Here is a 13,493-nt window from a genome sequence, read left to right as displayed (position 1 = left end):
GCATGAAAACCACGGTCAGCGCCCTTGAGGGCAACCGCCTCAACCTGTTTATCGACGGTCGCTTTGTCGCTCCCGACAGCGGCAGCTATGTCGACAGTTTCGACCCCACCACCGGCCAGTCCTGGTACCAGTTCGCCCAGGCCGATGCCGGCGACGTGGCCCGCGCCGTCGCTTCCGCCCACAAGACCTTCAACGACCCGCAGTGGCGCAACATGACGCCCACCGCACGCGGCAAATTGTTGTATCGCCTGGCCCAGCTGGTGGCCGAGCACGCCGAAGAACTGGCGTTGCTGGAAACCCGCGACAACGGCAAGCTGCTGCGGGAAATGCGCGCGCAAATGAGCGCCCTGCCCGATGCCTACGTGTACTTCGCCGGCATGGCCGACAAGCTGCAAGGCGAGGTGATCCCGGTCAACAAGCTCAACCAGCTCAACTACAGCAGCCGCGAGCCGTTGGGCGTGGTCGGCATGATCACCCCGTGGAACTCGCCGCTGATGCTGCTCACCGGCACCCTCGCACCGTGCCTGGCCATCGGCAACACGGTGGTGATCAAGCCCTCGGAACACGCCAGCGCCTCCACACTGGCGCTGGCCGAACTGATCATCGAAGCCGGCTTCCCGGCGGGTGTGGTCAACGTAGTCACCGGCAACGGCGCCGTCACCGGCGAGGCCCTGACCCGCCATCCCGACATCGCCAAATACGTGTTCACCGGCAGCACCGAAACCGGTCGGCGTATCGCTGGCAACGCCGCCAATAACCTGGTGCCGTGCCAGATGGAACTGGGCGGCAAATCGCCCCACGTGGTGTTTGCCGATGTGGATATCGAGAAGGCCGTGAACGGCGTGGTCTCCGGGATCTTCGCCGCCGCCGGGCAAAGTTGCGTGGCCGGTTCGCGCTGCTTTGTCGAAGCGCCGATCTACGACAAGTTCGTCGAGGCCCTGGTGGCCCGCACCCAACAGATCAGCGTCGGCCACCCGATGGAAGAACACACCGACATCGGCCCGCTGGCTCTGCAAGCCCAACTGCCAAAGCTCGAAGGCTACATCGCCAGCGGCGCCCAACAAGGCGCGCAGATCGCCGTCGGCGGCAAGCGCCCCAGCGCCGCGCACCTGTCCGAAGGCTGGTACTTCGAGCCCACGGTGATGGCCAACGCCACCAACGACATGCCGTTCATGCGCGACGAATTGTTCGGCCCGGTAGTGGGTGTGATGCCCTTCACCTCCGAAGAGCAAATGCTCAGCCTGGCCAACGACACCCACTACGGCCTGGCGTCCGGAATCTGGACCCAGAACATCGACCGCGCGATGCGCTTTGCCAACCGCATCGACGCCGGCACGGTGTGGATCAACACCTACCGCAGCTCGGCCTACATGTCCGCCAACGGCGGCTTCAAGCACAGCGGATATGGCCGTCGCGGCGGCTTTGACGTGATGCGCGAGTTTTCCCGGGCCAAGAACGTGGTCATCGATTACTCCGGCGAAATGCAGGACCCCTTCGTCATTCGCCTGCGCTGATTATTCAAGGAGCATCTTATGAAATTCGCCGTATCCCTGAGCATGGAACGCTTCTCGCCAGACGTGCCGATGCAGACCGTCATGGCCAACCTGCTGGAGTTGGCAAAGATCGCCGATGCCGGCGGCTTTGAAACCCTGTGGACCTCCGAACACCACACCCTGGAATGCACCATCGCGCCCAACCCGTTCCAGACCCTGACCTGGCTCGGCCAGCACACCGAGCGTATCCGCCTGGGCACCGCGACCCTCGCTGCCGCCTATTGGCATCCGATCCGCCTTGCCGGTGAAGCCGCGCTGTGTGATCACCTGACCCACGGCCGCCTGGAATTCGGCATCGCCCGCGGTTCCTACCAGTACGAGTTCGACCGCATGACCCCCGGCCTGCAACAGCAGGAAGGTGTGGGCTACATGAAGGAACTGGTGCCGGCGGTGCAAAAGCTCTGGACCGGCGACTACGCCCACGACGGCCACTACTGGAAATTCCCGCAGACCGCCGCCGTACCGAAGCCGCTGCAAAAAGGCCACCCGCCGATCTGGGTCGCCGCACGGGACCCGGGCACCTTCGACTGGGCAGTGAGCATTGGCGCCAACATCCTGTCCACCCCGCTCTCGCTGCCGGCGGCCGAAATCGCGGTGCTCGGCGAAAAATTCAACAAGGCCGTGGCCGACAACCCCCACGTGCCGCGCCCGCGCTTCATGATGCAGCGCCGCACCTGCGTGTACGCCAACGCCAACGACTGGGAACTGCCGGTCAAGCACAGCATGGATTTTGGCCGCGCCTTCGAGAACCTGATGCAGAACATCGGCACCGTGCACAACGGTTTCCCCGAGCCGGTGCCGTTTGAAAGCGTGCGCGGCAAAGACAACTACAACCCGGAAAACCTGCGACGCAACTTGATGTTCGGCACCCCGGAAGAAATCATCGAAAAGCTGCTCGACTACGAAGCCGCCGGTGTCGACCAGTATTGCCTGGGCCTGACCTTCAACCTGCCGTTCGAACTGCAGAAGCAGACCCTGCGCCTGTTCATCGATGAAGTGATGCCATTCTTCGCCGAGCGCGAACGCGCCAGACAACGCGACCAGGTCAGCGCGTGATGGGCCAGGCACAACGTTTCAGCGTGGCCAACGTCACGCTCAATTATCGCCTGGACGGGCATGGACCGCGCCCGCTGGTGTGCATCCATGGCGTGGGTTCCAGCCTTGAGGCGTGGGCTGAAACGGTGGCGGGTCTGCAGGAGCAATTCACCGTGCTGACCTTCGACCTGCGCGGCCACGGCCAGTCGTCCCGCACGCCCGGGCGTTATGAGATTGATCATTTGGTGGGTGAGGCGCTGGCCCTGGCGGATCACGTAGGTTTCAAGCAGTTCGACCTGGCCGGGTTCTCGTTGGGCGGGCTGATCGCCCAGCGCGTGGCCCTGACTCATCCGTCGCGGGTTCACCGGTTGGTGCTGCTGTCGACCGTCGCCGGGCGTAACGCCGAGGAGCGCGAGCGGGTACACGCGCGCCTCGCCGCCTTGCAGGCCGGGGAGCCGGTGGCTCACTACGAGGCATCGCTGTCGCGTTGGCTGACCGAGGATTTTCAGGCGCGCAATCCCGAGGCCGTTACCCGTCTGCGCCAACTGAATGCCGACAACGACCCGGGCTGTTATGCCGCGGCGTATCGCATCCTGGCCGAGTCGGATTTCGGCGAACAGCTGTCACGGATCCGCTGCCCCACGCTGATTGCCACCGGTGCCGAAGACGCCGGCTCCAACCCACGGATGGCGGCGTTCATGCACGATCGCATCGAGGGTTCGCAACTGCGGATTCTGCCTGGGCTGCGCCATTGCATCCTGATCGAGGCGCCGCAACAGGTGGCCGCCCTGATACGCGACTTTCTAACCGACTCGGAGACTCATCATGGATAAATCACTGCAGGCCCAAGGCGAAAGCGTTCGCCGCCAAGTCCTCGGGGATAGCTACGTCGACCAGGCCCTGGGCCGCGCCGACGACTTTTCCCGGCCCTTCCAGGCGGTGCTCAACGAGTATTGCTGGGGCATGGTCTGGACCGACGACAGCCTGGACCTCAAGCAACGCAGTCTGCTCAACCTGGGAATGCTCGCGGCGCTGGGGCGCATGGACGAATTCGGCACGCATTTCTGCGGCGCCCTGCGCAACGGACTGAGCGACGACGAACTGCGCGCCGCCCTGGTGCAGATCGCGGTGTACTGCGGCGTGCCGGCGGGTGTCGAGGCGTTTCGTGTGGCCCGCAAAGCCCGGGAAAGCATGGCTCCATCGGATTCAACGACCGGTTGACGCCCACCCCTTGCACTCGCCACACCGCTCATGCTGTAAGTGCCTTGGCACCACAACAAGAAATTTTTGCGACTGCGCCTTGCGTCGCCTTAGCTCGAAGATTTTTAACTGCCAGTAGCCCAAAAATTTCTATTGATGAAGTTTTCCGCAGATTGCAAAACAACAATTGGAGGCAATTGGTGAGCGAACGACTAAAGATTGAGAACCTCTACAAGGTCTTTTCCTCAACCCCGGACAGGGCCATGCAGCTCTTGACCGCCGGGGCCAGCAAAGACCGGATCCTGGCCGAGACCGCCACCGTGGTCGGCCTCAACAACGTATCGCTGTCGATCCCCAGCGGGGCGATCTACATGATCATGGGCCTCTCGGGCTCGGGCAAATCCACCCTGGCGCGCTGTATCAACCGCCTGAATGAACCGACCGCGGGCAAGATCCTGCTGGACGGCGAAGACCTGCTGAGCCTCGACGAAAACCAACTGCGGGAAGTGCGCCGCACGCGTATCTCCATGGTGTTCCAGCACTTCGCGCTGCTGCCGAATAAAACCGTGATCGAGAACACCGAGTTCGGCCTCAAGCTGCGCGGTGTCTCGGCGGCCGAGCGGCGCAAGCGGGCCCTGGAAGTACTGGCGATTGTCGGCCTGGCCAAGTGGGCCGACCACCATCCCCACGAGCTGTCCGGCGGCATGCGCCAGCGCGTCGGCCTGGCCCGCGCACTGGCCACCGACGCCGACGTGCTGATCATGGACGAGGCCTTCAGTGCCCTCGACCCATTGATCCGCACCGAGATGCAGGACGAGTTGCTGCGCCTGCAACGCACCCTGAAAAAAACCATCCTGTTCATCACCCACGACTTCCAGGAAGCCCTGAAGCTGGGCACACGCATCGCGATCATGGCCGACGGCCAAGTGGTGCGCGAGGGCACGCCCCAGGAAATCGTGATGGACCCGGGCAGCGATTACGTCGCGGCGTTCACCCGGGAGGTGGACCGTTCGCGGCTGTTCGATGCGCGCTCGATCATGGAAAAAGCCCACACGCTGCTGGTGCAGGGTGACACCCGGGTGGTGGGCAATGACGGCACGGCTGCATTCGTACTGAACACCAGCGGCAAGGCGGTCGGCGTGCTGGACTCGGCAGCGCTGCTGGCCGTGGGCGGCGGCGCCGACGCACTGCAACGGCTGTCGAGCCAGTTCGTTTGCGTGCCGGCCAGCGCCAAGCTGGTGGAAGCCGCGCGCCTGCTCAAACCGGGTTTGCCGGTGGCGGTGGTGGATGGCGACGGGCAGTTCGTCGGCACCCTCAACAGCGCGCACATTCTTGATTGCATAGCCAGCGTCCCGGCCCCGCGCCCTGCCGCTGCGGAGGTTGCACAGCATGCTTAGTTCAGAAGACCTCGCGGTTTTACCCGTAGACCAGTGGATCAGCCAGGGTGTGGAGTGGCTGGGGATTCACCTGCGGCCAATGTTCCAGGCGATTCGCTGGCCGGTGGAGCATTTGCTGGGGCTGAGTGACACGGTGATCCACGCGATCCCGTTCCCGGTCATGGTGTTGCTGATGTTCCTGATCGCCTACCGTGCGGCGAGCCTGGGGGTGGCGGTGTTCAGCGCCGTGGCCCTGGTGGTGATCGCCGCGTTGGGGGTGTGGGACGAGGCCATGACCACCTTGTCGCTGATCACCACGGCGATTGTGATCTGCATGGTGGTGGGCATTCCGGTGGGCATCTGGTGCGCCCGCAGCGAGCGGGTGTGGGGCGTGATGCGGCCGATCCTCGACATCATGCAAACCACCCCGACCTTCGTGTACCTGGTGCCGGTGGTGATGCTGTTTGGCGTCGGCACGGTGTCGGGTGAAGTGGCGGTGGTGATCTCCGCCTGCCCGCCGCTGATTCGCTTTACCTACCTGGGCATCCGCATGGTCGACACCGAACTGGTGGAAGCCGGCCACGCCTTTGGTGCGGACAAGCGCCAATTGCTCTGGGAAATCCAGCTGCCCCTGGCGATCCCGACGATCCTCGGCGGCCTCAACCAGACCGTGCTCACGGCCATGGTGATGTCGGTGGTGGTGGCGATGATCGGCGCCGAAGGCCTCGGCCTGGTGGTGCTGCAAGGCCTGGGCCGGATGGACGTGGGCCGCGCGGCGGTGGGCGGGATTGCCATTGTGCTGCTGGCGATGATGCTCGACCGGATCACCCAGAACCTGGCGCAACCGACCATGCGCAAGCGCAAGTCGCTGTTCAAGCGACTGCTCAATCCGAACCCGGTAAACGCATAACAAAAAGAACCTCATGAATGCCCGTTGTTGACTGCCAACCCTAACCATAACGAGAAAAAAAAGAGGAAATCATGATGCATCCATTCAAAGCCTTGCTTGGATTTGCAGCAGTGTTGTACCTGGCAAGTACGCAGGTGTGGGCCGAGGATTTGCCGGGCACCGGCAAGACCATCCGCTTCGTGCAATCGGAAAGCACCGGCGGCAACTACGTACTGACCAAAATCGCGATCGAGGCCACCAAGCGCCTGGGCTACGCGAGCAAGTTGAGCACCGTCAACACCACCCTGTTCTTCCCCGCCGCGGCCCAGGGCGACCTGGACCTGTCGATGGACGTGACCTTGCCGATGCTGCAACCGAGCTTTGACAAGGTGAAGGACCGTACCGAAGTGGTGGGCTCGGGCTTCATTACGGGCGCTGGCTATAACGGCTACATGATCGACAAGAAAACCGCCGACGCGTACGGCATCACCAGCCTGGAACAAATGAAGGACCCGAAAATCGCCGGGCTGTTCGGCAAGGACGGCAAGGCCAACCTGATCAGTTGTGATCCGGGCTGGGGCTGTGGCGATGTGGTGGATTACCAGCTCGACAAGTTCGGTCTCAAGGACACGGTTAACCCGGTACGCGGCAAATACGAAGCACTGATGTTCGAAAACGTCGCCCGGCTGAAACGTGGCGAGCCGGTGTTTTTCTATGCGTGGGCACCGTCGTGGATGACCAACACCATGGTGCCGGGCAAGGACGTGGTGTGGCTGCCGACGCCGTTTGATGCGTTGCCGGGCAATGTGCCGAGCACCACTTCGGCACTGACGCCCGGGGTTGCCGGGTGCGCCGGCGGGGCTGATCCATGCCGCATGGCGATGGCGGCGTGGAACTGGTATGCGATTGGCAACAAGCAATTCATCGCGGCGAATCCGGCGATCAAGAAGTTGGTGGAGCAGATGACGTTTTCCCAGGCAACCTGGAGTTATTGGGAAAAAACCATCAGCGCCGACGGCTCCAGCGAACGCAACATTCGCAAGCTGGCGGAGGACTGGATGAAGGAAAACAAAGCGACGTTTGACGGCTGGGTGGCCACCGCAAAAACCGCCAAGTAGCACCGATTCAATGTGGGAGCTGGCTTGCCTGCGATAGCGATGTTGAATTCACCGTCGCCATCGCAGGCAAGCCAGCTCCCACAGTCGATTTTCACCCGCCGCAAAAATAACTGTTTTGGCGGGCGCAATCAGAAAAAACCCACTGCCCCACCCCCACCAAACCACCAATCCCGCGCCTGCCCCTGCCCTAGCATTGCACCCACTCAGCCCATCCGGAGTGACCCCGATGACCTACAAACACCCGCTGCTGTTCAAAGCCCTGTGCTACGTCGACGGCCATTGGGTCCACAGCGCCAGTGCCAGCACCATCGCCGTACATGACCCGGCGAACCAACAGTTGATCGGCCACGTGCCGATGCTGGAAAAACCGCAAATTGTCGCCGCAATCGACGCCGCCCACCGCGCGTTTTCCGCCTGGCGTGAACAGAACCTCGATGCCCGCGCCACGATCCTGCGGCGCTGGGCGGCACTGATCCTCGAACACCAGGAGGACCTCGCCCGCATCCTCAGCCAGGAACAAGGCAAACCGCTGGCCGAAGCCCGCGGCGAAATCGCCTATGCCGCAAGCTTCATCCCGTGGTTCGCCGAAGAAGCCCGCCGCCTGTACGGCCAGAATATCCCCAGCCATATCCCCGGTGCACACCTGGGCACAGTCAAGGAACCCGTAGGCGTCTGCGCCCTGCTGACCCCATGGAACTTCCCCTCGGCCATGATCACCCGCAAGGCCGCCGCCGCCCTCGCCGCCGGGTGCACGGTGGTGGTCAAGCCGGCCCATGAAACGCCCTACTCGGCGTTGGCCCTCGCGCAACTGGCCGAAGAAGCCGGCTTCCCGCCGGGCGTGTTCAACGTGGTGCTGGGCGAGCCACAGATGGCCATGCAAACCCTGGTGCAGGACACCCGCGTGCGCTCGGTAAGCTTCACCGGCTCGACCCGGGTCGGCAAGCTGGTACTGCAGGCGGCGGCCCAGGACGTGAAGAAGGTCTCGCTGGAACTGGGCGGCAATGCGCCATTTATTGTCTGCGCCGACGCCAACCTTGAGCTGGCAGTGAGAGTCGCGGTCGAGGCCAAGTTCCAGACCTCCGGCCAGGACTGCTGCGCGGCCAACCGGATCATGGTCGACCGTTCGATCTACTCCGAATTCCTCAGCCGCTTCGCTGCCGCCGTGCGTGAGTTACGGGTCGGCCCGGCATTGGTCGACGGGCAAGAGCAAAGCGTCGACATCGGCCCGTTGATGCACCAGGCCGCCTTCGACGTCACCGCCGAACGCGTGGCCGACGCCCTGGAGCTGGGCGCGCAACGCCTGGTGGGCTGCGAAGGCCACGCCCTGGGCGGGCTGTTTTACCAGCCAACGGTACTCGCCGACGTGACCCCACAAATGCGCATCTACCGCGAAGAAAACTTCGCGCCGATTGCCGGGGTGCTGCCGTTCGACTCGATTGACCAGGCCATCGAAATGGCCAACGACACCGAGTACGGCCTGGCCGCCTACATTTGTTCCAACCGCCTGGACCTGATCTACCCGCTGATCCGCCGCCTCGACCACGCCATGATCGCGGTCAACGGGGTGAAATTCACCGGTCACCCGATTCCCTTCGGCGGCATGAAAGCCTCGGGCCTGGGCCGTGAAGGCGCCGCCGAGGGCTTCGAAGCCTTTGTCGAAACCAAATACTTTTGCCTGCATCACCAAGGCCAATTCCAAGGAGAGCAACCATGAGCCAAGCATTCAACAGCCTGTTCGAACAAGACCGCGCGCACTTCATGCACCCGTCCACCCACGCCCATGATCACGCCAGCGGCGCACTCAAGGGCCGCATCATCAAGAGCGCCTCGGGCATCCGCATTCGCGACCAGGAAGGCCGCGAATTCATCGATGCGTTTGCCGGCCTGTACTGTGTAAACATCGGCTATGGCCGCACCGAAGTTGCCGACGCCATCTATAAGCAAGCCAAGGAGCTGGCCTACTACCACACCTATGTCGGTCACTCGACCGAGGCAATCATCGAGCTGTCGAGCCGCATCATGGACTGGGCGCCCAAAGGCATGAAAAAGGTCTACTACGGCCTGTCCGGCTCAGACGCCAACGAAACCCAGATCAAGCTGGTGCGTTACTACAACAACGTACTGGGCCGTCCGCAGAAGAAGAAAATCATCTCCCGCGATCGCGGCTATCACGGCTCAGGCATCATGACCGGCAGCCTCACGGGCCTCGCCGCCTTCCATCAGCATTTCGACCTGCCGGAAAAAGGCATCCAGCACACCATTTGCCCGCACTGGTACCGCAAGGCACCGGCGGGCATGGACGAGGCTGCGTTCGTGCGTTACTGCGCCGATGAGCTGGAAAAAATGATCCTCGCCGAAGGCCCGGACACGGTCGCGGCGTTCATTGGCGAACCGGTGATGGGCACCGGTGGCATCGTGGTGCCCCCGGCCGGTTACTGGGCGGCGATCCAGGCGGTACTGAACAAGTACGATGTGTTGTTGATCGCTGACGAAGTGGTCTGCGCGTTCGGCCGGCTGGGCTCGAAAATGGGCAGCCAGCGCTACGGCATGCGCCCGGACCTGATCACCACGGCCAAGGGCCTGACCAGCGCCTATGCCCCGCTGTCAGCGGTGATCATCGGTGAGAAGGTGTGGGACGTGATTGAAAAGGCCTCGACCCACGAAGGCGCCATGGGCCACGGCTGGACCTACTCCGGGCACCCGATCTGCGCCGCGGCGGCGCTGGCAAACCTGGATATCCTGGAACGGGAGAACCTCACGGCGAACGCCGACGAAGTCGGTGGGTACCTGAACCGTCGCCTGCGGGAAACCCTCGAAGGTCACCCGCTGGTGGGCGAAGTACGCGGCGACGGCCTGCTCGCCGCCGTGGAATTCATGGCCGACCGTGAGCAACGCACGCCGTTTGATCCTGCGCTCAAGGTCGGCCCCAAAGTCTCGGCGGCCTGCCTGGAACGCGGGATGATCGCCCGGGCCATGCCACACGGCGACATCCTCGGCTTTGCGCCGCCGCTGATTTTGACCAGGGCGGAGGCAGACCTGATCGTCGACATCACCAAAGGCGCGATCGACCAGGTGGCCGGGGAAGTGTTGGGCTGATGAGTTTCCCTTAGGAGCAAGCTTGCTCGCGATGGTCGTGAACGATAACGTGCTAATCCTGAATTAACGCGTCGTCCTCAGGCTCATCGCGAGCAAGCTCGCTCCTACAGGGTCCGTGCGCCTTTGGAGTTCGTTGCCGATGCACAAGCTTGACCGCTACGACCTGAAAATCCTGCGTATCCTCTCCGAGGACGGGCGCATCACCAAATCGAGCCTGGCCGAGGCCATCAACCTTTCGGTAACGCCCGCCTGGGAGCGCGTGCGCAAGCTGGAAAGTGCCGGCCTGGTCAAGGGCTACCGCGCGGTGATCGACTGGAATCAGGTGTTCAAGAGTCAGCAACTGCTGGTGGAAATCACCCTCGCCCGGCACACCGCCCAGGACATGCGCCGCTTCGAACAACGCATGAGCGACGCCCCCGACGTGGAGTTCTGCTACGCCACCGGCGGCGGCGTGGACTACATCGCAATGATCCGCGCAGCCGACATCGACCAGTACCAGCGTTTCATCGATCAACTGCTGATGGAAGACCTGGCCATCGAGCGCTACTTCACCTATATCGTCACCAAAACCATCAAGACCACCGGCGCGCTGCCGGCCCAGGCGCTGGACGATACGGCCTGTTCCTGATGCTTGTATAACGCCCGTAATCCCGGCAGGATTGCGCCCGTGATCTTCACGGACGAGCACATGATGACCCTGCCCTTTTTCGCCCCCGTACTTCTCACCACCGAACGCCTGGGCCTGCGCCCTCCCCATCAGGATGACTGGCGCGCGCTGTTTGCCATTTGGTCCGACCCCGAGGCCATGCGCTACTTTTCCTTTCCCACCATGACCCGCGCCGAGCAAGCCGTTGAACGCTTCGGCCAACTGATGGAGGCATCGATTGCCGGTGAAGACCTGGTGTGCATGGTGGAGTTGCTGGCCACCGGCGAGGTGATCGGCAGTTGCGACCTGTTCAATGTCGACGAGCAATGCCGCCGCGCTGAAATCGGCTTTACCCTGGGCCGCCAGCATTGGGGCAAGGGCTACATGAGCGAAGCCGCCCGCGCCGTGATCGACCATGGGTTCAACACCGCCGGGCTGCGCCGCCTTGAAGCCGACATTGACCCACGCAACCTGGGCTCCGCGAAGCTGCTTGAGCGCCTGGGTTTCGTCCGCGAAGGCTTGCTGCGCGAGCGCTGGGTGGTCGGCGACGAGATCTCGGACAGCGCGCTGTATGGCCTGCTCAAGCGTGACCGTCCTGCCTGACCCACAACGGGCGCCCCTTCTTCAGGCCGACGATCAGGGCCAAGAGGATCAAGCCCATGGCCTGCCACTGCGAAACCCCGGGGCGCTCACCCAGGATCAGCATTGAGCTGACGATGCCGAACACCGGGATCAGCAGTGACAGGGGCGCCACCCGGGAAACCGGGTACTCGCGCAACAGCAGGTTCCAGCCCCAGTAACAAAAGTGCGTCGCGCCATACACCTGGAACGCCAGCGAGAACAACGCCACGCCGTTCAACTGCCCGGGCAACGCAGCAAAGGCCTGCGGGCCGTCCAGCAGCCACGTCAACAGCACCAGCGGCAGCGGTGCAAACAGGCTGGCCCAGACCACGAACCCAAAGATCTCCCTCACCCGGGAAACCTTGATGATGATATTGCCGATGCTCCAAGCCAGGGCACTGAACAGCACCAGGGCAAACCCCAGCATCGTGGCCGCGCCCTGCACACTCAACAGCATGCCCACCAGGCCCATGGCCGCCAGCGCCACGCTGATCAATTGCGGCACGGACAGGCTTTCACGAAACAGCAGCACGCCCCAGCCCATGGTGAAAAATGCGCTGAACTGGATCAGCAACGACGCGCTGCCGGGCGGCACGCCCATGGCGATCCCGAGGTTGATCAAGGCCCACATCGCCACCCCGAATATCAAGCCATAGGCCGCCAGCCACTTCACCGCGACCTGGGGCCGGCGCACCAGAAACACCCAGGGCAACGCCGCCAGGGTGAACCGCAGGGCCGTCAGCAACAGCGGGTTGATCTCGGCCAGGCCGAGTTTGGTAATGGGGAAATTGAGTCCCCACACAGCCGTCACCAGGACGGCCAGTAACAGGTGTTTTTGCTTCATCGTGACGGGTCCATTGACTCGGTGGCACGACAGGAGGCCGTGCATCCGACAGATTTTTTCGTAAACCGCGATGGCCCGCCTGCGATTGTGGGTCAACAAAGGCTAGAATCAGGCCATGCCCGATATTCATCCCTACGAAAACACCCCGCGCGACGTGGTCGTGACCGCCATCGACTATGCCGACGGCGAGCTGTTCCCCGCCCACGCGCACCCGCGAGGCCAGTTGGCCTATGCCAGCCAGGGTGTCATTACCGTCTACAGCGCCACCGGTAACTGGGTGGTGCCGCCTCGCCGCGCGATCTGGGTGCCGCCGCATGTGTCCCACGCCATGCTGATGCGCGGGCCGGTGACGATGCTCAACACCTACATTCGCCCGCAGGCGGCGCGGCGGCTGGAGTTGCCGCAACAGTGCCAGGTGCTGGATGTGTCGCCGCTGCTTGGGCAGTTGCTGGAGAAGGCCGTCGAGGTACCTGCGCGTTACGCGATGGGTGGCCGCGACAGCTATTTGATGGGCTTGCTGCTGCACGAGATCGCCCGGATGCCGGTGCTACCGCTGTGTGCGCCGTTGCCGGCCGAGCCTCGATTGGCGAAGGCCTGCGAAGAGTTCCTGGCCGGGCCTTCGTTGGAAATCGGCATTGATGCCATGGCCCTCGGCGCGGGTACGAGCCGCCGGACTTTTACCCGCCAGTTCCGCCAGGCCACGGGGATCAGTTACCTGCAATGGCGCCAGCAAGCCTGTTTGCTGGCGGCGATTGTGCGGCTGGGCAATGGGGAACCGGTGACCAGGGTGGCGCTGGATCTGGGGTATAGCAGCCCGAGTGCGTTTGCCACGGTGTTCAAGCGTGTGTTGGGTGAGGTACCGAGCCGTTATTTCACCAGGGAGTTGCGGGGGGTGGGTCGCGGTACATATCCGTTATTTAGGTAACGACCACCTAGGATTCCGCTCTTACAGCGGCTCACTTTTGAACAGCCGGAATGCGGCCCAGTCAAAAGCAAGCAAAACGCTCTTGCCCCACCACTCGGCACCTCGCCTAGGCTCGGTGTGCCCTCACTCCGGCTTTGGACCGTGGGCCGCCGTCATGGGCCATCCTTGGCCCAGGACGGCTAACCCGGCG

The 13,493-nt window shown here is 63.2% G+C and carries 13 protein-coding genes; 12 read left to right on the top strand and 1 reads right to left on the bottom strand.

The window, feature by feature from the left end; translation table 11 throughout:
- Positions 1–2 precede the first annotated feature (2 nt).
- The 11 genes from HX839_RS13025 (at position 3) to HX839_RS12975 (ending at position 11,516) form a co-directional block, all read left to right on the top strand.
- Positions 3–1,514, top strand: a complete 1,512-nt coding sequence (locus HX839_RS13025) for an aldehyde dehydrogenase (protein WP_177067142.1) — start codon at positions 3–5, stop codon at positions 1,512–1,514.
- 18 nt (positions 1,515–1,532) lie between these two features.
- A complete protein-coding gene (locus HX839_RS13020; RefSeq protein ID WP_177067141.1) occupies positions 1,533–2,609 on the top strand; it encodes an LLM class flavin-dependent oxidoreductase in 1,077 nt (358 codons plus the stop codon).
- Positions 2,609–3,421, top strand: coding sequence for an alpha/beta fold hydrolase (locus HX839_RS13015; protein ID WP_177067140.1), 813 nt, complete (start codon positions 2,609–2,611; stop codon positions 3,419–3,421). Before HX839_RS13020 ends, HX839_RS13015 begins: the two co-directional genes overlap by 1 nt.
- On the top strand, positions 3,414–3,809 hold the full coding sequence (locus HX839_RS13010) for a carboxymuconolactone decarboxylase family protein (RefSeq protein WP_003219479.1): 396 nt from the start codon (positions 3,414–3,416) through the stop codon (positions 3,807–3,809). Before HX839_RS13015 ends, HX839_RS13010 begins: the two co-directional genes overlap by 8 nt.
- Positions 3,810–4,051: 242 nt before the next feature.
- A complete protein-coding gene (locus HX839_RS13005) occupies positions 4,052–5,185 on the top strand; it encodes a glycine betaine/L-proline ABC transporter ATP-binding protein (protein WP_218173617.1) in 1,134 nt (377 codons plus the stop codon).
- On the top strand, positions 5,178–6,074 hold the full coding sequence (locus HX839_RS13000; protein WP_023658964.1) for a proline/glycine betaine ABC transporter permease: 897 nt from the start codon (positions 5,178–5,180) through the stop codon (positions 6,072–6,074). The genes HX839_RS13005 and HX839_RS13000 overlap by 8 nt, the downstream gene beginning before the upstream one ends.
- A gap of 71 nt (positions 6,075–6,145) precedes the next feature.
- Positions 6,146–7,171 (top strand): glycine betaine/L-proline ABC transporter substrate-binding protein ProX, encoded by a 1,026-nt coding sequence (gene proX, locus HX839_RS12995; RefSeq protein WP_023842851.1) that lies wholly within the window; start codon positions 6,146–6,148, stop codon positions 7,169–7,171.
- Between the two features lie 226 nt (positions 7,172–7,397).
- Positions 7,398–8,885 carry an NAD-dependent succinate-semialdehyde dehydrogenase gene (locus HX839_RS12990; RefSeq protein WP_087693083.1) on the top strand — a complete coding sequence of 496 codons (1,488 nt, stop codon included), beginning with the start codon at positions 7,398–7,400 and terminating at the stop codon, positions 8,883–8,885.
- Positions 8,882–10,267, top strand: coding sequence for an aspartate aminotransferase family protein (locus HX839_RS12985; protein WP_177009182.1), 1,386 nt, complete (start codon positions 8,882–8,884; stop codon positions 10,265–10,267). The genes HX839_RS12990 and HX839_RS12985 overlap by 4 nt, the downstream gene beginning before the upstream one ends.
- A 139-nt stretch (positions 10,268–10,406) precedes the next feature.
- A complete protein-coding gene (locus tag HX839_RS12980) occupies positions 10,407–10,895 on the top strand; it encodes an Lrp/AsnC family transcriptional regulator (RefSeq protein ID WP_003219468.1) in 489 nt (162 codons plus the stop codon).
- A gap of 60 nt (positions 10,896–10,955) precedes the next feature.
- Positions 10,956–11,516 (top strand): GNAT family N-acetyltransferase, encoded by a 561-nt coding sequence (locus HX839_RS12975; protein WP_236260826.1) that lies wholly within the window; start codon positions 10,956–10,958, stop codon positions 11,514–11,516.
- On the opposite strand, the gene HX839_RS12970 is transcribed toward HX839_RS12975, so the two are convergent.
- A complete protein-coding gene (locus HX839_RS12970; RefSeq protein ID WP_003219464.1) occupies positions 11,494–12,378 on the bottom strand; it encodes an amino acid metabolite efflux pump in 885 nt (294 codons plus the stop codon). The two genes, HX839_RS12975 and HX839_RS12970, sit on opposite strands and share 23 nt — an antisense overlap.
- 115 nt (positions 12,379–12,493) lie before the next feature.
- Here HX839_RS12970 and HX839_RS12965 point away from each other — a divergent pair, with 115 nt between their 5' ends.
- Positions 12,494–13,303, top strand: coding sequence for a helix-turn-helix transcriptional regulator (locus HX839_RS12965; protein ID WP_177067138.1), 810 nt, complete (start codon positions 12,494–12,496; stop codon positions 13,301–13,303).
- The last annotated feature ends 190 nt before the right edge of the window (positions 13,304–13,493 follow it).

Origin of the sequence: Pseudomonas sp. I8001 (assembly GCF_013385345.1) — a bacterium.
Taxonomy (GTDB): Bacteria; Pseudomonadota; Gammaproteobacteria; order Pseudomonadales; family Pseudomonadaceae; genus Aquipseudomonas.
Note: the sequence above shows the minus strand (reverse complement) of the source record. Positions and strands in the feature narration are given on the sequence as shown.

What these genes read in the sequence shown, in the direction of transcription:
- HX839_RS12990 (WP_087693083.1), top strand. Translation starts at nt 7,398, where the DNA reads ATGACCTACAAACACCCGCTGCTGTTCAAAGCCCTGTGCTACGTCGAC.
- HX839_RS13025 (WP_177067142.1), top strand. Translation starts at nt 3, where the DNA reads ATGAAAACCACGGTCAGCGCCCTTGAGGGCAACCGCCTCAACCTGTTT.
- HX839_RS12985 (WP_177009182.1), top strand. Translation starts at nt 8,882, where the DNA reads ATGAGCCAAGCATTCAACAGCCTGTTCGAACAAGACCGCGCGCACTTC.
- HX839_RS13020 (WP_177067141.1), top strand. Translation starts at nt 1,533, where the DNA reads ATGAAATTCGCCGTATCCCTGAGCATGGAACGCTTCTCGCCAGACGTG.
- HX839_RS12980 (WP_003219468.1), top strand. Translation starts at nt 10,407, where the DNA reads ATGCACAAGCTTGACCGCTACGACCTGAAAATCCTGCGTATCCTCTCC.
- HX839_RS12975 (WP_236260826.1), top strand. Translation starts at nt 10,956, where the DNA reads ATGATGACCCTGCCCTTTTTCGCCCCCGTACTTCTCACCACCGAACGC.
- HX839_RS12965 (WP_177067138.1), top strand. Translation starts at nt 12,494, where the DNA reads ATGCCCGATATTCATCCCTACGAAAACACCCCGCGCGACGTGGTCGTG.
- proX (WP_023842851.1), top strand. Translation starts at nt 6,146, where the DNA reads ATGATGCATCCATTCAAAGCCTTGCTTGGATTTGCAGCAGTGTTGTAC.
- HX839_RS13015 (WP_177067140.1), top strand. Translation starts at nt 2,609, where the DNA reads ATGGGCCAGGCACAACGTTTCAGCGTGGCCAACGTCACGCTCAATTAT.
- HX839_RS13005 (WP_218173617.1), top strand. Translation starts at nt 4,052, where the DNA reads ATGCAGCTCTTGACCGCCGGGGCCAGCAAAGACCGGATCCTGGCCGAG.
- HX839_RS12970 (WP_003219464.1), bottom strand. Translation starts at nt 12,378, where the DNA reads ATGAAGCAAAAACACCTGTTACTGGCCGTCCTGGTGACGGCTGTGTGG.
- HX839_RS13010 (WP_003219479.1), top strand. Translation starts at nt 3,414, where the DNA reads ATGGATAAATCACTGCAGGCCCAAGGCGAAAGCGTTCGCCGCCAAGTC.
- HX839_RS13000 (WP_023658964.1), top strand. Translation starts at nt 5,178, where the DNA reads ATGCTTAGTTCAGAAGACCTCGCGGTTTTACCCGTAGACCAGTGGATC.